This is a genomic window from Serratia sp. BNK-10 (assembly GCF_047456065.1).
GTDB lineage: Bacteria > Pseudomonadota > Gammaproteobacteria > Enterobacterales > Enterobacteriaceae > Serratia > Serratia ureilytica.
Genome location: NZ_CP179894.1, coordinates 4,080,849 through 4,100,293, shown reverse-complemented (window position 1 = coordinate 4,100,293; position 19,445 = coordinate 4,080,849). Strand labels below are relative to the sequence as shown.

18 protein-coding genes are annotated in these 19,445 nt (G+C 61.5%); 8 read left to right on the top strand and 10 right to left on the bottom strand.

The genetic code is table 11. From position 1 onward, the window contains the following. Positions 1-28 precede the first annotated feature (28 nt). Positions 29-565, top strand: a complete 537-nt coding sequence (hpt, locus tag ACMGG9_RS19705; RefSeq protein ID WP_048234659.1) for a hypoxanthine phosphoribosyltransferase — start codon at positions 29-31, stop codon at positions 563-565. Positions 566-602: 37 nt separating this feature from the next. Here the strand turns inward: hpt and can are convergent, their stop codons facing one another. Then, a complete protein-coding gene (can, locus tag ACMGG9_RS19700) occupies positions 603-1,259 on the bottom strand; it encodes a carbonate dehydratase (protein WP_015379031.1) in 657 nt (218 codons plus the stop codon). A 211-nt stretch (positions 1,260-1,470) separates the two neighbouring features. Here can and ACMGG9_RS19695 point away from each other — a divergent pair, with 211 nt between their 5' ends. The 3 genes from ACMGG9_RS19695 to ACMGG9_RS19685 all read left to right on the top strand — a co-directional run bounded on the left by ACMGG9_RS19695 (position 1,471) and on the right by ACMGG9_RS19685 (position 4,616). Further along, the gene (locus ACMGG9_RS19695) at positions 1,471-2,394 is read left to right on the top strand and encodes an ABC transporter ATP-binding protein (protein ID WP_033644695.1); all 924 of its coding nucleotides are present in this window, start codon (positions 1,471-1,473) and stop codon (positions 2,392-2,394) included. Further along, entirely contained in the window at positions 2,391-3,161 is a 771-nt protein-coding gene (locus ACMGG9_RS19690) for an ABC transporter permease (protein ID WP_033644696.1), read from the top strand. The genes ACMGG9_RS19695 and ACMGG9_RS19690 overlap by 4 nt, the downstream gene beginning before the upstream one ends. 177 nt (positions 3,162-3,338) lie before the next feature. Next, complete coding sequence (locus ACMGG9_RS19685) at positions 3,339-4,616, top strand: polysaccharide deacetylase family protein (protein WP_033644697.1); 1,278 nt, start codon at positions 3,339-3,341, stop codon at positions 4,614-4,616. Between the two features lie 36 nt (positions 4,617-4,652). Here ACMGG9_RS19685 and panD read toward each other — a convergent pair whose 3' ends face one another. The 3 genes from panD to panB all read right to left on the bottom strand — a co-directional run bounded on the left by panD (position 4,653) and on the right by panB (position 6,851). Then, positions 4,653-5,033: an aspartate 1-decarboxylase gene (gene panD / locus ACMGG9_RS19680; protein ID WP_004937544.1), complete on the bottom strand. Its 381-nt coding sequence runs from the start codon at positions 5,031-5,033 to the stop codon at positions 4,653-4,655. Positions 5,034-5,178: 145 nt separating this feature from the next. Beyond that, positions 5,179-6,033, bottom strand: coding sequence for a pantoate--beta-alanine ligase (gene panC, locus ACMGG9_RS19675; RefSeq protein ID WP_033644699.1), 855 nt, complete (start codon positions 6,031-6,033; stop codon positions 5,179-5,181). 23 nt (positions 6,034-6,056) lie between these two features. After that, on the bottom strand, positions 6,057-6,851 hold the full coding sequence (gene panB, locus ACMGG9_RS19670) for a 3-methyl-2-oxobutanoate hydroxymethyltransferase (protein ID WP_004937548.1): 795 nt from the start codon (positions 6,849-6,851) through the stop codon (positions 6,057-6,059). A 166-nt stretch (positions 6,852-7,017) separates the two neighbouring features. On the opposite strand from panB, the gene qseB reads away from it, so the two are divergent. Continuing rightward, entirely contained in the window at positions 7,018-7,680 is a 663-nt protein-coding gene (qseB, locus tag ACMGG9_RS19665; RefSeq protein ID WP_033651337.1) for a quorum sensing response regulator transcription factor QseB, read from the top strand. After that, the gene (qseC, locus tag ACMGG9_RS19660) at positions 7,677-9,035 is read left to right on the top strand and encodes a quorum sensing histidine kinase QseC (protein ID WP_047026445.1); all 1,359 of its coding nucleotides are present in this window, start codon (positions 7,677-7,679) and stop codon (positions 9,033-9,035) included. The genes qseB and qseC overlap by 4 nt, the downstream gene beginning before the upstream one ends. A gap of 5 nt (positions 9,036-9,040) precedes the next feature. On the opposite strand, the gene folK is transcribed toward qseC, so the two are convergent. From folK to thpR, 6 genes are all read right to left on the bottom strand, one after another. Continuing rightward, positions 9,041-9,541, bottom strand: a complete 501-nt coding sequence (folK, locus tag ACMGG9_RS19655) for a 2-amino-4-hydroxy-6-hydroxymethyldihydropteridine diphosphokinase (RefSeq protein WP_004937558.1) — start codon at positions 9,539-9,541, stop codon at positions 9,041-9,043. Further along, the gene (gene pcnB, locus ACMGG9_RS19650) at positions 9,541-11,088 is read right to left on the bottom strand and encodes a polynucleotide adenylyltransferase PcnB (RefSeq protein WP_071883579.1); all 1,548 of its coding nucleotides are present in this window, start codon (positions 11,086-11,088) and stop codon (positions 9,541-9,543) included. The genes folK and pcnB overlap by 1 nt, the downstream gene beginning before the upstream one ends. A 61-nt stretch (positions 11,089-11,149) precedes the next feature. Beyond that, a complete protein-coding gene (gene gluQRS / locus ACMGG9_RS19645; RefSeq protein WP_033644703.1) occupies positions 11,150-12,061 on the bottom strand; it encodes a tRNA glutamyl-Q(34) synthetase GluQRS in 912 nt (303 codons plus the stop codon). Positions 12,062-12,256: 195 nt separating this feature from the next. Further along, positions 12,257-12,712 carry an RNA polymerase-binding protein DksA gene (gene dksA, locus ACMGG9_RS19640; protein WP_004937569.1) on the bottom strand — a complete coding sequence of 152 codons (456 nt, stop codon included), beginning with the start codon at positions 12,710-12,712 and terminating at the stop codon, positions 12,257-12,259. 183 nt (positions 12,713-12,895) lie between these two features. Continuing rightward, positions 12,896-13,603: a DNA/RNA nuclease SfsA gene (gene sfsA / locus ACMGG9_RS19635; protein ID WP_004937572.1), complete on the bottom strand. Its 708-nt coding sequence runs from the start codon at positions 13,601-13,603 to the stop codon at positions 12,896-12,898. Next, entirely contained in the window at positions 13,600-14,142 is a 543-nt protein-coding gene (gene thpR, locus ACMGG9_RS19630) for an RNA 2',3'-cyclic phosphodiesterase (RefSeq protein WP_042785353.1), read from the bottom strand. The genes sfsA and thpR overlap by 4 nt, the downstream gene beginning before the upstream one ends. A 190-nt stretch (positions 14,143-14,332) precedes the next feature. On the opposite strand from thpR, the gene hrpB reads away from it, so the two are divergent. Next, positions 14,333-16,771, top strand: coding sequence for an ATP-dependent helicase HrpB (gene hrpB / locus ACMGG9_RS19625; protein WP_414161653.1), 2,439 nt, complete (start codon positions 14,333-14,335; stop codon positions 16,769-16,771). Positions 16,772-16,889: 118 nt separating this feature from the next. Beyond that, positions 16,890-19,382, top strand: a complete 2,493-nt coding sequence (gene mrcB, locus ACMGG9_RS19620; RefSeq protein ID WP_033644705.1) for a bifunctional glycosyl transferase/transpeptidase — start codon at positions 16,890-16,892, stop codon at positions 19,380-19,382. Positions 19,383-19,445: the final 63 nt, after the last annotated feature.

The window sequence follows — 19,445 nt, the reverse complement described above, 5'->3', positions numbered from 1 at the left end:
CTTTCTTCCGGCAACTGACCTGAATACTATGAAACACACTGTAGACGTAATGATTTCCGAGCAGGAAGTTAAGACCCGTATCGCCGAACTTGGCCGCCAGATCACCGAACATTACCGCGACAGCGGCAGTGACATGGTGCTGGTCGGGCTGCTGCGCGGCTCCTTCATGTTCATGGCCGATCTGTGCCGCGCGATTGACGTGCCGCATGAAGTCGACTTCATGACGGCTTCCAGCTACGGCAGCGGCATGTCCACCACTCGCGACGTGAAGATCCTCAAGGATCTGGACGAAGACATTCGCGGCAAAGACGTGCTGATCGTGGAAGACATCATCGATTCCGGCAACACGCTGAACAAAGTGCGCGAGATTTTGGCGCTGCGTGGGCCGAAATCGCTGGCGATTTGCACCTTGCTGGACAAGCCTGAGCGCCGTGAAGTGCAGGTGCCGGTCGAATACGTCGGCTTCTCGATCCCGGATGAGTTCGTGGTGGGGTATGGCATCGACTACGCCCAGCGCTACCGTCACCTGCCGTACGTCGGCAAAGTGGTGCTGCTGGACGAGTAATTGATGTGGGGCGCGGCCTGCCGCGCCCGCGGCGGGATTATACGCCTTTATCCTGCTTCAGTTTGGCTATCGCTTTGCGGTAGCCCATCTCCAGGCTCTCGCGGCTGGTCGCCAGCACTTCCATATCGCGCAGACGGCCGTCCTGAATGCCGTACACCCAGCCGTGGATCATCACCTTCTGGCCGCGTTTCCAGGCCGATTGCATGATGGTGGAGTGGCCCAGGTTGTATACCTGCTCAATGACGTTGATCTCGCACAGCATGTCGAAACGCTGTTCCGGCGGCAGCTCGCCCAGCAGCGAACTGTGCTTGTACCACAGATCGCGAATGTGCAGCAGCCAGTTGTCGATCAGCCCCAGCTCCGGGTTTTCCACCGCGGCCTGCACGCCGCCGCAGCCCAGGTGGCCGCAGATGATGATGTGTTCGACCTCCAGCACATCTACCGCATACTGCACCACCGACAGGCAGTTAAGATCGGTGTGGATAACGAGGTTCGCCACGTTGCGATGGACGAACAGTTCACCCGGCTCGAGGCCGGTCAGGCGTTCTGCGGGAACGCGGCTGTCAGAGCAACCAATCCATAAGAAGCGGGGCTTTTGCGCCTGGGCTAAACGTTCAAAAAAATCCGGGTCTTCCTGACTGATATTGGCCGACCAGGCCTGGTTGTTGGCGATAAGCTCTTCGATTTCTTTCATGGAGGTGATTGACCCGTAACGAACAGATTGCGTTGGGGTAATATAGGGTAAGCGTCACAATTTGGAAATCGGAACAGTGGTGCAACCTCATTTACCGCACGGATTCGACGCAGTGAAAACGCCGTCGATGCTAGGATTATTGTTATTGTTTCAAGCCTCGCAAACAGGGGGCGCGGCGGCATACTCATCGTTATAAGGTACTATTTTACATATGAATTATGCACTGGAATTAGCGCAGCTGACCAAGACTTACGCCGGTGGCGTCAAGGCGCTGCGCGGCATCGACCTGAGCGTCGAGGCGGGGGATTTTTATGCCCTGCTGGGGCCAAACGGCGCCGGAAAGTCCACCACCATCGGCATCATCAGCTCGCTGGTGAACAAAACCGCCGGCAGCGTGCGGGTGTTCGGTTACGACATCGATAAAGACATCGTCAACGCCAAGCGCCAGCTTGGCCTGGTGCCGCAGGAGTTCAACTTCAACCCGTTTGAAACCGTATTGCAGATCGTGGTGAACCAGGCGGGTTACTATGGCGTCACGCGGCGTGAAGCGATGGCGCGCGCCGAAAAGTACCTCAATCAGCTGGACCTGTGGGGCAAGCGCAACGAGCGTGCTCGCATGCTGTCCGGCGGCATGAAGCGCCGTCTGATGATCGCCCGCGCGTTGATGCACCAGCCGAAGCTGTTGATCCTCGATGAACCGACCGCCGGGGTGGATATCGAGCTGCGCCGCTCGATGTGGGGCTTCCTGAAAGAGCTGAACGCCCAGGGCACCACCATCATCCTCACCACCCACTATTTGGAAGAGGCGGAGATGCTGTGCCGCAACATCGGCATCATCCAGAACGGGGAGCTGGTGGAAAACACCTCGATGAAAGGGCTGCTGGCCAAGCTCAAGTCGGAAACCTTTATCCTCGATCTGGCGGCGAAAAGCCCGCTGCCGAAGCTGGACGGTTACCGCAGCCGCCTGACGGATACCTCGACGCTGGAAGTGGAGGTGATGCGTGAACAGGGGCTGAACGGCCTGTTCGCCCAGCTGAGCGCGCAGGGCGTGCAGGTGCTGAGCATGCGCAACAAGGCGAACCGCCTGGAAGAGCTGTTTGTCACCCTGGTTAACGGCAATGGAGAGAAAGCATGACGCGTTTGTATTGGGTGGCCTTACAGAGCATCTGGGCCAAAGAGGTGAACCGCTTCGCGCGCATCTGGATCCAGACCCTGGTGCCGCCGGTGATCACCATGACGCTGTACTTCATCATCTTCGGCAATCTGATTGGTTCGCGCATCGGCGATATGCACGGCTTCAGCTACATGCAGTTCATCGTGCCCGGCCTTATCATGATGGCGGTGATCACCAACTCCTACGCCAACGTCGCGTCGTCGTTCTTCAGCGCCAAATTCCAGCGCAACATTGAGGAACTGCTGGTGGCGCCGGTGCCGACCCACGTGGTGATCGCCGGCTATGTCGGCGGCGGCGTGGCGCGCGGTATCTGCGTCGGCGTGCTGGTGACCATCATCTCGCTGTTCTTCGTGCCGCTGCAGGTGCACGCCTGGTGGGTGATTGCGCTGACGCTGTTGCTGACGGCGATCCTGTTCTCGCTGGCGGGGCTGATCAACGCGGTGTTCGCCACCACTTTCGACGACATCAGCCTGATCCCGACCTTCGTGTTGACGCCGCTCACCTACCTGGGCGGGGTGTTCTACTCGCTGTCGCTGCTGCCGCCGTTCTGGCAGGCGGTGTCGAAGCTGAACCCGATCGTCTATATGATCAGCGGTTTCCGCTACGGTTTCCTCGGCATCAACGACGTGCCGCTGGCGTTCACCATGGCGGTGCTGGTGGCGTTTATCACGGTGTTCTACCTGCTGTCCTGGTACCTGATCGAACGCGGCCGCGGCCTGCGCAGCTGATCCTGATGCGCCCTCGTTTTTCCGGCGGGGGCGTTTTTCCCGATTTGGCGCAGGCGGCGCGTAAATCAATAGAATCGCTCAAATAACCGCTAGTTCCCCGCTGTTCAAATCGTGCTATGCTGGCGCTCCACATTTCCTTCATTTTTGTCATTACGCACTCGTAAGCAGAACATCATCATGCGGCCTCAATACAAGTTGGCGACTGGGTTACTCGGCATTCTGATGTCGTTGGTTTCCCCTGTGAGCCTGGCGAATCTGCTGTCGGAAGACGGCGCGGTTAAATCTGAATACATGGAGGCGCAGCGCGACAGCGAAGTCTATTCGCTGGTGGGCGAGCATGTGATCCCGGTAGGGGAAGTGAAGCGCGGGCAACTGATCCAGGTGTTCCCGGCGGATGCGGAATACTACGAATTCAAATTCGGGCACGGCACCGGCTTTATCGATAAAGACGACGTGCGCGAGCTGAAGAAGTCGCGCAAGGTGCAAGACGATCTGGGCGAGCTGAACAAGCCGCTGACCAACCAGAATCTGATCACCCAAAAGGCGATCGACGTATACACCGCGGCGGACAAGGACAGCGAGGTCTTCGGCACGCTGGAAGGCAACCTGCGTTATCCGATCATCGGCAAGCTGAAGGATCGGCTGAACAATACCTGGTACGAGGTCAACATCGGCGATCGGCTGGGATTCGTCAATGAGCTGGACTGCGAGATCGATAACGGCATACCGGTGCTGACTTACCATCACCTGCTGAAAAACGAAGAGAACAAGCGCTTCCGCCATACTTCGACCACCACCTCAGACGTGGCGTTCAGCAACCAGATGACCTACCTCAAGCAGGCGGGCTACGACACCATTTCGCTGTATCAGCTGGAAGCCTACCTGAAGAATCAGATCAACCTGCCGGGCAAGGCGATCGTGCTGACCTTCGACGACGGGCTGAAATCGGTTTATCGCTACGCTTACCCGGTATTGAAGGATTACGGTTTCCGCGCGACGGCGTTCATCATCTCTTCGCGCATCAAGCGTCATCCGCAGAAATGGAACCCGGACTCGCTGCAGTTTATGAGCGTCTCGGAGCTTAAGCAGATTCAGGACGTGTTCGACGTGCAGTCGCACACCCACTTCCTGCATCGCACCGACGGCAATCGCCAGCCGATTTTGCTGAGCCGTTCGCTGCACAATATCGAGTTCGATTTTGAGCGTTCGCGCCGCGCGCTGTCGCAGTTCAACCCGCACGTGCTGTATCTGTCCTACCCGTTCGGCGGCTATAACCAGCGGGCTATCCAGGCGGCGCAGGACGCCGGTTTCCATCTGGCGGTGACCACGGTGCAGGGCAAGGTGAAGCCGGGGGATAATCCCTATACGCTGAAGCGGCTGTATATTCTGCGCACCGACTCGATCCAGACCATGGCGGATCGGATAGCCAACAAGCCGGGCACGGTGGTGCAGTAAGGAAAAGAACGGGCGCGTGAGGCGCCCGTTTTACCGTCAGGCGACCTGAACCGGCACGGCTTTCGCCTTGCGCTGCAGGTTGTTGTCACCCTCGAAATAGGCGACCTTCGGGTGATGTTGGCGGGCGTCGGCGTCGGTCATTTGCACATAGGAGCAGATGATCAGTTTGTCGCCCACGCAGGCGCAGCGCGCGGCGGCGCCGTTGACCGAAATAATGCGCGAACCGCGCTCGGCGGCGATGGCGTAGGTGGAGAAGCGCTGGCCGTTATCCACGTTGTAGATATCGATCGCTTCATATTCCAGAATGCCGGCCGCTTCCAGGAAATCCTGATCGATGGCGCAGGATCCTTCATAGTGCAAGTCAGCCTGAGTGACTTTGACGCGATGCAGCTTGCCTTGCAGCATAGTACGTATCATAGCTTTACCTAACTGAATATCGGCCTTCACAGGCGTTGGGGTTGAACATCTCTCCTGCATCCCTGCAATCTCTATCGTCACCGATCGTCCCGCCATTGTCTACCTATGGTCAGGGCGGAAGGATGACGACAGTATAAAAAATGACTTACAGCGTCAGGTCAACCTGCTGGTTGTCGATAAGCCGCGCTTTGCCCAGCCAGGCGGCCATCAGCACCACCGCCCGTTGGCTGTCCACCGTCAGCGGCTGCAGGCTGTCGGCATCGCGAATAAACAGCTCATCCGGCGTAAAGCCGGCGGCGCGCAGTTGCTCGGCGGTCTGTTCCAACAGCGTTTCGACATGGCGCTCGCCATTGGCCAGCTGCTGCGCCAGCGCGTTCATGATTTTGCTCAGCTGCGGCGCAACCTTGCGCTCTTCGGCGGTCAGGTAACCGTTGCGTGAACTGAGGGCCAGGCCGTCTTTGGCGCGCACGGTCGGCACGCCGACGATGTCGATGTCGTAACCCATGTCCGCCACCATTTTGCGGATCAGCGCCAATTGCTGGTAGTCCTTCTCGCCGAAACAGGCCAAATCAGGCTGCACCAGGTTGAACAGCTTGCTGACGATGGTGGAAACGCCGCGGAAGTGGCCCGGCCGGCTTGCGCCTTCCAGAATGGTGGAAATGCCCGGCACGTCGACGTAGGTTTGCTGCTCCAGCCCCTGCGGATAGACCGCGGCCGGGGCCGGCGCGAACACCAGATCGACGCCGCGGCGGGTCAGTTTTTCGCTGTCTTCCTGCAGCGTGCGCGGGTAGCGCGCCAGATCGTCCGGGCGATCGAACTGCATCGGGTTGACGAAGACGCTCACCACTACCACGTCGGCGCGGGCGCGCGCTTCATCGACCAGCGTCATATGGCCGTCGTGCAGGTTGCCCATGGTCGGCACCAGTGCGATGCGCTTGCCTTCCTGGCGCCAGCGGCGGATCTGCTGACGCAGCAGCGGCAGGGTTTCGATAATAATCATTGGGTGACTCCTGGAACCATCGCTTAGTTAAAAGAGTGTTCAGCCGCCGGATAGAGGCCTTGCTCCACTTCCTGAATGTAGTGTTGCACCGCCGTGCGGATATCGCCGCTTTGCGCCAGGAAGTTCTTGGCGAATTTCGGCGTGTGGCCGCCGGTGATGCCGAAGGCGTCGTGCATCACCAGGATTTGGCCGTCGGTGCCGTTGCCGGCGCCGATGCCGATGACCGGAATGGAGAGCGCTTCGGTGATCTGGCGCGCCAGTTCGGTCGGCACGCACTCCAGCACCAGCAGCTGAATGCCGGCCAGCTCCAGATTCTGCGCGTCCTGCAGCAGCTGTTTGGCGGCCAGTTCGTCGCGCCCTTGCACCTTATAACCGCCGAACACGTTGACCGACTGCGGCGTCAGCCCCAGGTGGCCGCATACCGGCACCGCGCGTTCGGCGAGCATTTTCACCGTGTCGCACAGCCAGCTGCCGCCTTCCAGTTTCACCATGTTGGCGCCGGCGCGCATCAGCTCGGCGGCGTTGGCGAAGGTCTGTTCCGGGGTGGCGTAACTCATGAACGGCAAATCGGCCAGCAACAGGCAGGCCGGCGCGCCGCGGCGCACGGCGCGCGTGTGATAGGCGACGTCGGCGACGGTGACCGGCAGCGTGGAGTCGTGGCCCTGCAGCGTCATGCCCAGCGAATCGCCCACCAACAGGACTTTAATGCCTTGCTCTTCAAACAGCTTGGCAAAGCTGGCATCGTAGGCGGTAAGGGTAGCAAACTTGCGTTGCTCCTGTTTCCACTGGCGCAAATGGGTCACGGTGGTGGGTTTCATCACAACGTCTCCTGAAACGGGCCGTGCGGCTTACGCAGGCCCAGGCTGCAAAAAAGTGCAGCCATTCTACTGTAACCCTATCGGGGTGGGTAGCGCGGATCGCCATGCTTAAGCGGTTCTTAAGAACCTTGTGGTGCAATGGCGTCATGACTCAAAAGGGATACTCATGCGAATTCTGCTGATCGAAGATGACAAACTGATCGGGGACGGCATCAAGGCCGGGCTGACCAAACTCGGCTTCAATCTGGACTGGTTCACCGACGGCGCGGTTGGTAAAAACGCCCTGGGCAGCGCGCCGTACGACGCGGTGATCCTCGATCTCAGCCTGCCGGGCCTCGATGGACTGGATCTGCTGCGCCAGTGGCGCCAGGCCGGGCAGGACGTGCCGGTGCTGATCCTTACCGCCCGCGATGCGTTGGAGCAACGGGTCAGCGGGTTGCAAAGCGGCGCCGACGACTATCTGTGCAAACCGTTCGCGCTGGCCGAAGTGGCGGCGCGCCTGCAGGCGCTGATCCGCCGTCGTCACGGCCAACTGATGCCACAGCTGACGCACGGCAACGTGGTGTTCGACAGCGCCACCCGCAGCGTGAGCTGCAACGGCGAACCGGTGACGCTGACGCCGCGCGAATTGGCGGTGCTGGAGCTGTTTCTGCACAACAAAGGGCGCGTGTTGGCGCGGCCGTTGATCCAGGAGAAGCTGTACAACTGGGACGACGAGGTGAGCAGCAACGCGGTGGAGGTGCATATTCACCACCTGCGGCGCAAGCTGGGCAACGGCTTCATCCGTACTATCCACGGCGTGGGCTATACGCTGGGGGATGCCCCGTGAAGCGCCTCAGCCTGCGGCTGCGTCTGATCCTGATTTTCAGCCTGCTGGCGCTGCTGACCTGGTGCACTGCCAGCGTGGTGGCTTGGGTGATGTCGCGCAATACCATCAACGAAGTGTTCGACACCCAGCAGATGCTGTTCGCCAAGCGGCTGGCGACCGCCAACCTCGGCGATCTGCTGGCCGATGAAAGCGCGCGCAGCCTGCCGAAAACCAAGAAGCTGGTGCATCATGGCAAACGGGGCGAGCAAGATGATGACGCGCTGGCGTTCGCCATCTTCGATCGCCAAGGCAAGATGCTGCTCAACGACGGCGAGAACGGTGCCGACTTCCTGTTTGACGGGGAGCGTGAAGGTTTTACCGACGGCGAACGCAAAGGCGATGACGACAGTTGGCGCCTGGTATGGTTGACCAGCCCCGACGGGCGCTACCGCATCGTGGTCGGCCAGGAGTGGGATTACCGGCGCGATATGGCGCTGGGCATGGTGACCGGCCAATTGGTGCCCTGGCTGGCGACGCTGCCGGTGCTGATGTTGCTGATTGCGCTGATGGTCGGGCGCGAGCTGCGGCCGCTGCGTGCGGTGGCCGCCGGTTTGCGTCGGCGCGCGCCTGATGACGCCACGCCGCTGGATGCGCGCCAGGTGCCAACCGAGGTGCGCCCGCTGGTGGATGCGCTCAACGCGCTGTTCGCCCGCATCAATGCGTTGCTGGTGCGGGAGCGGCGTTTCACCTCCGATGCCGCGCACGAATTGCGTAGCCCGCTGGCGGCATTGCGGGTGCAGACCGAAGTGGTGCAGTTGGCGGGGGACGATGCGCCGATGCGCGAGCACGCGCTGGACAACCTGACGGTCGGCATCGATCGCGCCACCCGGCTGGTGGATCAGCTGTTGACGCTGTCGCGGCTGGATTCGCTGTCGGATCTGGCCGAGCTGGCGCCCATTGACTGGAACGAACTGGTGATGATGACCCTGGCGGAACAGGATCGGCTGGCTCATGCGGCGGGCGTGACGCTGCGTTATGAACAGCAGGGAACGCCGCCGGTGCGTCAGGGGCAGACCTTGCTGCTGTCACTGTTATTGCGCAACTTGCTGGACAACGCGGTGCGTTACACCCCGCAGGGCGGCGCGGTCACCGTGACGTTGAGCGAGCGCTCGCTGACGGTAGAGGATGAGGGGCCGGGGGTGACGACAGAGCATCTGGCGCGGTTGGGGGAACGCTTCTATCGCCCGCCGGGACAGGAGCAAACCGGCAGCGGGCTGGGGTTATCGATCGTGCAGCGTATCGCCGGCTTGCATGATTTACAGGTCAGTTTCGCCAATCGCCCGACAGGCGGGTTCGTCGCGCGGCTGGCGCTGTAGGCGGGTCAGGATTTCGGTTTTGGCGAGTGCCACAGCGCCATGCCGTTTTCCGGCACGCGCTTGAGGCAGCTGGCGAGCGGTTCGCCATCGGGGAAAATCAGATCGGGGGCGATTTCCGCCAGCGGGTAGAGCATGAATTCGCGCTCTTTCAGGCCATAATGCGGTACGGTCAGGCGATCGGTATGGATCACCTTGTCGCCGTACAGCATGATGTCTAAATCGAGCGTGCGCGGCCCCCAGCGTTCATCCTTGCGCACGCGCCCCTGATTGCGTTCTATCGCCTGGGTATGGTCGAGCAGCTGTTCGGGCGGCAACAGGGTATCCAGCGCCACCACCGCGTTGAGAAAGTCCGGCTGGTTTTGCGGCCCCAGCGGCTTGGTGCGGTAAAACGAAGAACAGGTGACCAGCCGAGTGCGCGGGAGATGCTCCAGCGCCTCCAGCGCGGCGTTAACCTGTTGCAGCGGCTGCGCCAGGTTGCTGCCCAGCGCGATATAAACGCGGATCATTATGCCCCTTCTTTACGCGGTGCCCGGCGACGAGGACGGCGTTGACGCGCGCGACGCGGCGCCGGATCGTCACCCAGGGTGCTCAACATGGCTTTCTGCCGCGCCGGCGTGGCGTCCTGGAACTCACCCCACCACTCGGCCAGACGCAGCATCTCCTGATTGTCTTCCACTTCCGCACGCAGCGCCAGCAAATCATAGGCGGCGCGGAATTTCGGATGTTCCATCAGTTTGTGCGCGCGTTTGCCCTGACGACGAGACAGGCGCAGCTGCAGCTGCCAGATATCGCGCACCAGCGTGGTAATGCGTTTCGGGATCGCCAGCGAGCGGCACTGCTCGTCGAGCACATCGTTCATCGCCAGCGCGAAGGCGTCGTAGTACGCCAGGCCGCTTTCCTGCGCCAGTTTCTGCGCGTGCTCCAGCAGCGGGTACCACAGCATGGCGGCAAACAGGAAGGCCGGATTGACGCGCATGTCATTCTGCAGGCGATGATCGGTGTTCTTAAGCACCTGCACCAGAATGCGCTCCATCGGCGTATCGTGGTTCGGCGTGAAGTTGCGGGCGATCAGCGGGAACAGCGGTTGGAACAGCTGATATTCGCACAGCTTCAGGTAGGTCTGGAAACCGTAACCCGCCTGCAGCAGCTTGAGGGATTCTTCGAACAGGCGCGCCGGTGGGATCTCATGCAGCAGAGAAGCCAGACGCGGGATCGGCTCGGCGGTCTCTTCACTGATGCGCATATCCAGCTTGGCGGCGAAGCGCACCGCGCGCAGCATGCGCACCGGATCTTCGCGGTAACGGGTTTCCGGATCGCCGATCAGGCGGATCACGCCTTGTTTCAGATCGTTCAGGCCGCCGACGTAATCGCGCAGGGTGAAATCCGCCACGCCGTAGTACAGGCTGTTGATGGTGAAATCACGGCGCTGGGCGTCTTCCTCGATCGAACCGAAGATGTTGTCGCGCAGCAGCATGCCGTTTTGCGCCTGCTGGGAGGAATTCTTGTCGGATTCCTGATTCTGTTCGTGGTGACCGCGGAAGGTGGCCACTTCGATGATCTCCGGCCCGAACATCACGTGCGCCAGACGGAAGCGGCGGCCGACCAGGCGGCAGTTGCGGAACAGCTTGCGCACTTGCTCCGGCGTGGCGTTGGTGGTGATGTCGAAGTCTTTCGGCTTTTTGCCGAGCAACAGATCGCGCACCCCGCCGCCGACCAGATAAGCCTCGTAGCCTGACTTGTTCAGGCGATAAAGCACTTTCAGCGCATTCTCGCTGATGTCTTTGCGCGAAATCGAGTGTTGTTCGCGCGGGATCACGGTCATCGAGTCGTTGCTCTCGGCGAGGGGGAAAGGCGGACGCTTGCGCGGCGTTGAGCGGCGGGCAGGGGCGTTGCTGCCGTTATCGGCGGCGCGCGGCTGCGGCGCAGGGCGGCTTGGCGCCGCGGCACGCTCTTCGCGGACTACGTTTTTATCGCCGGCCGCCGCGTCGTCGCGGGGCAGCTTGTCATCGCGGGTCAGTACCTTACGACAGAAGTTGGCTACTCGGGTAAAAATGGTACACCTCGATAGTGACTGATAAAAATGGAGCTAACAAAAAATAGCGGCTAATCATAGCTCACCATGGCTCCTTTGAGAATGCCGGCGTGTTTTCATCCAGAGGGATAGCCTCCTGACGCGGCACGTTTTCCAACCGCCAGTGTTCGATCGCCCAGCTCAATAATAATGGCAGGTCAAGATCTTGCCAGCTTTCCGGCAGCGGTTGGCGCAGAAATTTCAGCGCGGCGATCAGCACCGGTCGCGGATCGCCAGCGGGCAACGCCGGCGCATGGTTTTGCTTCGACAGTTTGATGCCGTTGGCACCCAGCGCCAGCGGCAGATGCACATAGGCGGGCACCGGCGCCTGCAGCTGGCGGTAAAGGGCAATTTGGCGCACCGTCGGTTCGATCAGATCGGCGCCGCGGACAATCTCGGTCACGCCCTGAAAATGGTCGTCGATCACCACCGCCAGGTTGTAAGCGAACAGCCCGTCGCGGCGGCGAATGATAAAGTCTTCACCCGCCAGCGCCGGATCGGCGTGCAATTCTCCCTGCAGGCGATCGTGGAACCGGTAAACGGGGGCGGTCTGACGCAAGCGGATGGCGGCGCCCTGCGGGCCGAGCTGCAAATCGCGGCAGTGGCCGTCGTACAATCCGCCGATTTGCTGGATGCGGCTGCGGGTGCAGGTGCAGTAATAGCTGAGCCCCTGGCGCTGTAACAGATCCAGCGCGGCGCGATAGGCGTCGTGACGTTGGGATTGATAGATGACCTGGCCGTCCCAGTGGAGACCATAATGTTCCAGCGCGGACAGGATGCGAGCGGCGGCGCCGGGGACTTCGCGCGGCGGGTCGATATCTTCGATGCGAACCAGCCACTGCCCGCGTTGGGCGCGAGCCTGAAGGTAGCTTCCCAGAGCGGCAATCAGCGAGCCGAAATGCAGATCCCCGGAAGGCGATGGGGCAAAGCGCCCCACATAATGACTTTCTTGCATATCAGAGGGGAGGGGTTCCCTTTTCTCTGTGCGGCGCACGCGGATGCGCACGCCGCAGCGGTAACATACTCGTTATGCTTGAAACTGCATCTGTGTTAGCTGCGCCTGCTTACCCGAATCACTTACTTGAGTAAGCTCATCGGCATGCGCATTCTTGCCGCCTTGATGCAGCTCCAATCATGTAGAGTAGCGGTATTAGCCGGCCATCTGCTTTTCGCGGATCTCAGCCAGCGTCTTGCAGTCGATGCACAGATCGGCGGTCGGACGCGCTTCGAGGCGACGAATACCGATCTCCACGCCACAAGATTCGCAGTAGCCGAAATCATCGTCTTCCACTTTCTTCAGCGTTTTCTCGATCTTTTTGATCAGTTTGCGTTCACGGTCACGGTTACGCAGTTCAAGGCTGAACTCTTCTTCCTGAGTAGCGCGGTCGGCCGGATCAGGGAAGTTGGCTGCCTCTTCTTGCATATGCGATACAGTACGGTCCACTTCGTCCCTGAGCTGGTTGCGCCACGCTTCAAGAATGCGCTTGAAATGCGACAACTGGGCGTCGTTCATGTACTCTTCGCCCGGCTTCTCTTGGTACGGCTCCACCCCAGCGATGGCGAGAATGCTCAAGGACGAGGTTTTACGGTTTTGCCCTTCTTGCATGTTGCTTCTCCTACATACACACGCACTATCGAATCCCCAATGCGGGGGAAAAACAGGCCGCTATAAATAACAGAAGGAAGGTAGGTTGGCAATTATTCCTGTCGCCCGCTTGACAATCGTGTGAAGGAAGGCGTATTTGGCGATCGTGCTGGCCGGTTGTCTATTTATAGGGACCCGGCTGCGCTAATCGATAAAAAACGGCAGCTTATCGCAGAGATAAATACCGTCAGGTGATAATTTTGCCCCATAGCAAACCACTTCCACTCCCAACTGCCGGACCTGTGCCAACAGCGCCGCATAGCGCTCATCTATATGATGTGCCGGTGCGACCTGCTCAATACCGCTGTGTAACACGGCAAAGAACAATACCGCCCGTTGCCCGCTTTCAACCACGCTGAGCAACTCACGCAGGTGCTTTTGCCCTCTGAGCGTTACCGCATCAGGAAAGTAACCACGTTGTTGTTGCAGTAATGTGACTGACTTAACTTCAATATAGCAGTTAACCCGATTTTCTGCCTGTAATAACAAATCGATACGGCTGTTTTCACCGCCGTATTTCACTTCGCCGCTAATTTTACTGTAACCGGATAATTCATTGATTAAATTGTGTTCGATCGCCTCGCGCACCAGCGCGTTGGCGCGCAGGGTGTTGACGCAGATCCAGTGCCCCTGTTGGGTATGGGTCAGCTCCCAGCTGTGGGCGTATTTGCGTTTGGGGTTGTCCGAGGTGGAGTACCACACGGTGTCGCCGGGCGTGGCGCAGCCGGTCATGGCGCCGGTATTGGCGCAGTGCAGCGTAAAGGTTTCCCCTTCCGGGGTGATCACGTCAGCCAGAAAGCGTTTGTAACGTTTGATCAGCGTGGCGGAGCGCAGCGGTGGAGAAAAAATCATGGGGATGCCTGCTTGGCCAGCGGCCACTGTTCAAGGTGTTGGTAACGGGTGCGGCCGTTTTCGAACACCGATTCATACAAGGAAAAGGCGTCGGCGCTGAACGCCCAGCCCGGCGTCGCCGGCGGGATCGCCACCGGCTGGGTGGCGGCGCGCAGCAGCGTGATGTGCGGATGGAACGGCAGCGCGCTTTGATGGCAGCCGCTGCGTGCGGCCTGCGAACGCAGCAGCTCGGCCAGCTGCAGCAACCCGCGCGGCGCGCGGCGGGTGCCGAGCCAGACCACGCCGGGGCGCGGCCAATGGCCGAGATCGTCGAGCCGCATGCTGAAGCCGGGTTGGGCGATACGGCCGGCCAACTTACGCAGCGCCAGTTCTTTCTGTGCGCTGACTTCACCGAGAAACGCCAGCGTCAGGTGCAAATTGGCCGCCGCCACCGGCCGACCGGCCTCCGGTGCAAACGCCTCGGCGCGCCAGCGGACCACCTGCTGTTGCAGGGCGTCAGGCAAGGACAGGGCGAAAAACAGGCGGCGCGAATTGGACATAAGGGCTCGGCAAATGCATGACAATACGGTCGGGAACAGCGGTAAACGTTACTGGCAGCGGCCCCGCGAGGGGCGCGGCGCACGAATGAGCTCCGTACTATAGCTAACGCGGCAACAGTTTGAAAGGTTACGGGGATAAAGCTAATGCTACACTGTACGCCGTTTAACGCTAACCACTTCGGAGAATTCAGTGTCTTCATTGCCCGTCAGCGCAGTGCTCGATGAGTTGCTGGCTGCGCTGCAGTCTGCCCCGCAGGTGCTGTTGCACGCCCCGACCGGCGCCGGTAAATCCACCTGGCTGCCGCTGCAGCTCCTGGCGAAGGCCGGGTTGCCGGGGCGCATTATCATGCTGGAGCCGCGGCGGCTGGCGGCGAAAAACGTCGCCTATCGCCTGGCGCAGCAACTGGGGGAGGAGCCCGGCCAGACCGTGGGCTACCGCATGCGCGCCGAAAGCAAAAGCGGGCCGCAGACCCGGCTGGAAGTGGTGACGGAAGGCATTCTCACCCGCATGTTGCAGCAGGATGCCGAGCTGCAGGGCGTGTCGTTGGTGATCCTCGACGAATTCCACGAACGCAGCCTGCAGGCCGATTTGGCGCTGGCGCTGCTGCTCGACGTGCAGCAAGGGCTGCGCGACGATCTGAAACTGCTGATCATGTCGGCCACGCTGGATAACGCCCGTATGACGCAGCTGCTGCCGGAAGCGCCGGTAGTGGTGTCCGAGGGGAGAAGCTTCCCGGTTGAGCGTTTATATCAGCCGTTGGCCAGCCATCAGCGGCTGGAGGATGGCGTAGCGGCGGCGGTGAAGCGCATGCTGGCCGAACAGCCGGGGTCTTTGCTGCTGTTCCTGCCGGGTGTAGCGGAGATCAATCGGGTGCTGGAGCGTTTGACCGGCGAAGTGGCGAGTGATACCGATCTTTGCCCGCTGTATGGCGCTCTGCCTCTGGCGCAACAGCAAAAAGCGATTCAGCCGGCGGCGCCGGGCCGCCGCAAAGTGGTGTTGGCGACCAACATCGCCGAGACCAGCCTGACGATCGAGGGCATTCGGCTGGTGGTGGACAGCGGCCTGGAACGCGTGGCGCGCTACGACGTGCGCAACGGTCTGACGCGGCTGGCGACACAGCGCATCAGTCAGGCCTCGATGGTGCAGCGCGCCGGGCGCGCCGGGCGTCTGGAACCGGGCATTTGCTGGCATCTGTTCGCCAAAGAGCAGGCGGAGCGCGCGGTGGAACATGCTGAGCCGGAAATTTTACAGAGCGATCTCACCGGCTTCTGGCTCGAGCTGCTGCAGTGGGGGTGCCATGATCCGGCGCAGCTGATCTGGCTTGACGCGCCTCCGGCAGCGGCATTGGCGGCGGCCAGGGCGTTGCTGCACCGGCTGGGGGCCACGGATGACGGCGACAAACTCACCGCGCCGGGGCGCCAAATGGCCGCTCTGGGATGTGAACCGCGGCTGGCGGCGATGCTGGTCGCCGGCGCGGCGCTGAGCGCCGACGGCCTGGCGACGGCCGCGTTGCTGGCGGCATTGCTGGAAGAACCGCCGCGCGGTGGACAGATGGATATCGGTTATTGGCTGAGCCGCCCGCAGCCGAACTGGCGGCAGCGCGCCGCGCAGTTGGCCAAACGTCTGCCGCAACGTGCGGGGCAAGTTGACGCCGATTTGGCGCCGCGGCTGTTGGCGCTGGCATTTACCGATCGCATCGCCCAGCGTCGCGGTCAGGATGGCCGCTACCTGCTGGCCAACGGCCTGGGCGCGGCGATGAACCAGGACGAGGCGCTGTCGCGCGCGCCCTGGTTGATTGTCCCCAGCCTGTTGCAGGGCCACAACAGCCCGGATGCGCGTATTTTGTTGGCGTTGCCGGTCGATATCGAGGCGTTGGCGGCGCAGCTGCCGGCGATGGTCATGCAACGCACGGCGGTGGAGTGGGATGAAGAGAAGGGGACGCTGCGCGCCTGGAAACGCCAGCAGATCGGCCGTCTGACGCTGCGCGCGCAGCCGCTGGCCAAGCCGGCGGACGAAGAGCTGCAGCAGGCGCTGCTCGACTGGGTGCGTGCGCAGGGGCTGGCGGTGCTCAACTGGGAGGGCGCAGCTGAACAACTGCGGGTGCGCCTGCAGTGCGCGCAAGCCTGGCTGCCGGAGGCGGAGTGGCCGGCGATGGACGAAGAACCGCTGCTGGCGGCGCTGGAGCAGTGGCTGCTGCCGTCGCTGAACGGCGTGCGCGATCTGCGCGGATTGAAGCAGGTCAACCTCGCCGAGGCGTTGTCCCGGCTGTTGGACTGGCAGCAAAAACAGCGGCTGGATAATGCATTACCCACTCATTACACTGTGCCGACCGGTAGCCGCCTGCCGATCCGTTATGAGGCCGGCAAACCGCCGGCGCTGGCGGTGCGTTTGCAGGAAATGTTCGGCGAGCAGCGCAGCCCGATGTTGGCTGAGGGTCGCATCCCGGTAGTGCTTGAGTTACTCTCACCGGCGCACCGGCCGTTGCAAATCACCGGCGATCTGGCGGCCTTCTGGCAAGGCGCCTACCGCGAGGTGCAAAAAGAGATGAAGGGCCGCTACCCGAAACACGTGTGGCCGGACGATCCGGCCACGGCGGCCCCGACGCGCCGAACGAAGAAATATCAGTAGGCCGCGAGCGTTTAAGGTTTGGAATTCAGATGTTTCTTCTGTTCAGCGCCACGGCGTCGGCACAGATTAAGCGACTCATTATGGCCGGCAGTGTCGGCAAGCTCGGAGAACAACAGCCATGGCTGGGGATGACCGCGAGCCCATCGGGCGCAAAGGAAAACAACCAAAAAGCACCGCGTCGCGCAAGCCGCCGCGCCGTCGCCGAGACGACGATTATGACGATTACGAAGAAGACGAGTATGACGATGACGAGTATGAAGAGGAGGAGGAACGCATGCCGCGTAAGGTGAAAGCGACTCCGCCGCGTAAAAAACGCCGCTGGCTCGGCCTGTTTATCAAACTGATCCTGGTGCTCGCCGTCCTGTTGGCGATCTATGGCGTCTATCTGGACTCGCAGATTCGCAGCCGCATCGACGGCAAAGTCTGGCAGCTGCCGGCGGCGGTGTACGGCCGCATGGTCAACCTGGAACCGGGCATGCCGTACAGCAAGAAGGAGATGGTTAACCTGCTGGAAGGCATGCAGTACCGCCAGGTCAGCCGCATGACGCGTCCGGGCGAGTTTACCGTGCAGGCCAACAGCATCGAGATGCTGCGCCGCCCGTTCGACTTCCCGGATGGTAAAGAAGGGCAGATCCGCGCCCGCCTCGATTTCCAGAACAACCGCCTGGCGAAGATCGAAAACCTGGACAGCGGCCGCAGCTTCGGCTTCTTCCGCCTCGACCCGCGTCTGATCACCATGCTGCAGTCGCCGAACGGCGAACAGCGGCTGTTCGTGCCGCGCTCCGGTTTCCCGGATCTGTTGGTGGATACGTTGATCGCCACGGAAGACCGCCACTTCTATGAGCATGACGGCATCAGCCCGTACTCCATCGGCCGCGCGGTGCTGGCCAACCTGACCGCCGGCCGCGCGGTGCAGGGCGGCAGCACCCTGACGCAGCAGCTGGTGAAAAACCTGTTCCTGACCAACGAACGTTCGCTGTGGCGTAAGGCCAACGAAGCCTATATGGCGCTGTTGGTGGATTACCGTTACAGCAAAGACCGCATCCTGGAGCTGTATCTGAACGAGGTATACCTCGGCCAGAGCGGCAGCGACCAGATCCGCGGCTTCCCGCTGGCCAGCCTGTATTACTTCGGTCGCCCGGTGGATGAGCTGAGCCTCGATCAACAGGCGTTGCTGGTCGGCATGGTCAAGGGCGCATCGCTGTATAACCCGTGGCGTAACCCGAAACTGGCGCTGGAACGCCGCAATTTGGTGCTCAAACTGCTGCAGAACCAGGGCGTGATCGACGGCGAGCTGTATGACATGCTGAGCGCGCGTCCGCTGGGCGTGCAGCCGAAAGGCGGCGTCATTACGCCGCAGCCGGCGTTTATGCAGATGGTGCGTCAGGAACTGCAGACCAAGCTGGGCGATAAGGTGAATGACCTGTCCGGCGTGAAGATCTTCACCACGCTGGATCCGGTGTCGCAAGACGCGGCGGAAAAAGCGGTCGAAGACGGCATCCCGGCGCTGCGCGCTGCGCGTCACCTGCAGGATCTGGAAGCGGCGATGGTGATCGTCGATCGCTTCAGCGGTGAAGTACGCGCCATGGTCGGCGGCGCCAACCCGCAGTTCGCCGGTTTCAACCGCGCCATGCAGGCGCGACGCCTGGTCGGCTCGCTGGCCAAACCGCCAACGTACCTGACCGCGCTGTCCGAGCCGGACAAATACCGCCTCAACACCTGGCTGGCGGATGCGCCGCTGTCGCTGAAACAGCCGAACGGCGCCGTCTGGCAGCCGAACAACTACGATCGCAAATTCCGCGGTCAGGTGATGCTGGTGGATGCGTTGGCCAACTCGCTGAACGTGCCGACGGTGAACCTCGGCCTGTCGGTCGGGCTGGATCAGATCAGCGCCACGCTGCAACGCCTGGGGATCCCGAAAGCGGAGATCAATCCGGTGCCTTCGATGCTGCTGGGGGCGATCGGCCTGACGCCGATGGAAGTGGCGCAGGAATACCAGACCATCGCCAGCGGCGGTAACCGTGCGCCGCTGTCGGCGGTGCGTTCGGTGATCGCCGAAGACGGCACGGTGCTGTACCAGAGCTTCCCGCAGGCGGAGCGCATGGTGCCGGCGCAGGCCGCTTACCTGACGCTGTACGCGATGCAGCAGGGCGTGGCGCGCGGGACCTCCCGCTCGCTGTCGGTGAAGTTCCCGAACTACAACCTGGCGGCGAAAACCGGTACCACCAACGATCTGCGCGACAGCTGGTTCGCCGGCATCGACGGCAAGGAAGTGGCGATCGCCTGGGTCGGGCGCGATAACAACGGCCCGGCCAAGCTGACCGGCGCCAACGGCGCGTTGACCCTGTATCGCCGCTATCTGGAAAACCAGACGCCGCTGCCGCTGATGCTGCAGCCGCCGGAAGGTATTAACCAGATGAGCATCGACTCCGCCGGCAACTTTATCTGCGGCGGCGGCAGCTGGCGCACCATCCCGGTCTGGACCGACAATCCGCAGGGACTGTGTCAGGCCAGCCAGGCGGCGGTGCAGCAACAGCAGCAACCGGCGGCGGGTGAGCAAAAAGATGGCGATGGCGTCGCCGGCTGGATCAAGGATATGTTCGGTCAGTAATCGCTGCCGGGGCGTCGGCCCCGGCGAAAATTTTTGCTTTGTTATTAAGCCCGTAACCTTGGT

Coding starts and splice junctions, on each gene's coding strand:
- ACMGG9_RS19695 (WP_033644695.1), top strand. CDS start 1,471: ATGAATTATGCACTGGAATTAGCGCAGCTGACCAAGACTTACGCCGGT.
- panC (WP_033644699.1), bottom strand. CDS start 6,033: ATGATTATTATCGAAACCCTGCCGCTGCTGCGTCAGCAGATCCGCCGC.
- gluQRS (WP_033644703.1), bottom strand. CDS start 12,061: ATGCAAGAAAGTCATTATGTGGGGCGCTTTGCCCCATCGCCTTCCGGG.
- ACMGG9_RS19690 (WP_033644696.1), top strand. CDS start 2,391: ATGACGCGTTTGTATTGGGTGGCCTTACAGAGCATCTGGGCCAAAGAG.
- panB (WP_004937548.1), bottom strand. CDS start 6,851: ATGAAACCCACCACCGTGACCCATTTGCGCCAGTGGAAACAGGAGCAA.
- thpR (WP_042785353.1), bottom strand. CDS start 14,142: ATGTCCAATTCGCGCCGCCTGTTTTTCGCCCTGTCCTTGCCTGACGCC.
- sfsA (WP_004937572.1), bottom strand. CDS start 13,603: ATGATTTTTTCTCCACCGCTGCGCTCCGCCACGCTGATCAAACGTTAC.
- hpt (WP_048234659.1), top strand. CDS start 29: ATGAAACACACTGTAGACGTAATGATTTCCGAGCAGGAAGTTAAGACC.
- qseB (WP_033651337.1), top strand. CDS start 7,018: ATGCGAATTCTGCTGATCGAAGATGACAAACTGATCGGGGACGGCATC.
- dksA (WP_004937569.1), bottom strand. CDS start 12,712: ATGCAAGAAGGGCAAAACCGTAAAACCTCGTCCTTGAGCATTCTCGCC.
- folK (WP_004937558.1), bottom strand. CDS start 9,541: ATGATCCGCGTTTATATCGCGCTGGGCAGCAACCTGGCGCAGCCGCTG.
- can (WP_015379031.1), bottom strand. CDS start 1,259: ATGAAAGAAATCGAAGAGCTTATCGCCAACAACCAGGCCTGGTCGGCC.
- mrcB (WP_033644705.1), top strand. CDS start 16,890: ATGGCTGGGGATGACCGCGAGCCCATCGGGCGCAAAGGAAAACAACCA.
- panD (WP_004937544.1), bottom strand. CDS start 5,033: ATGATACGTACTATGCTGCAAGGCAAGCTGCATCGCGTCAAAGTCACT.
- ACMGG9_RS19685 (WP_033644697.1), top strand. CDS start 3,339: ATGCGGCCTCAATACAAGTTGGCGACTGGGTTACTCGGCATTCTGATG.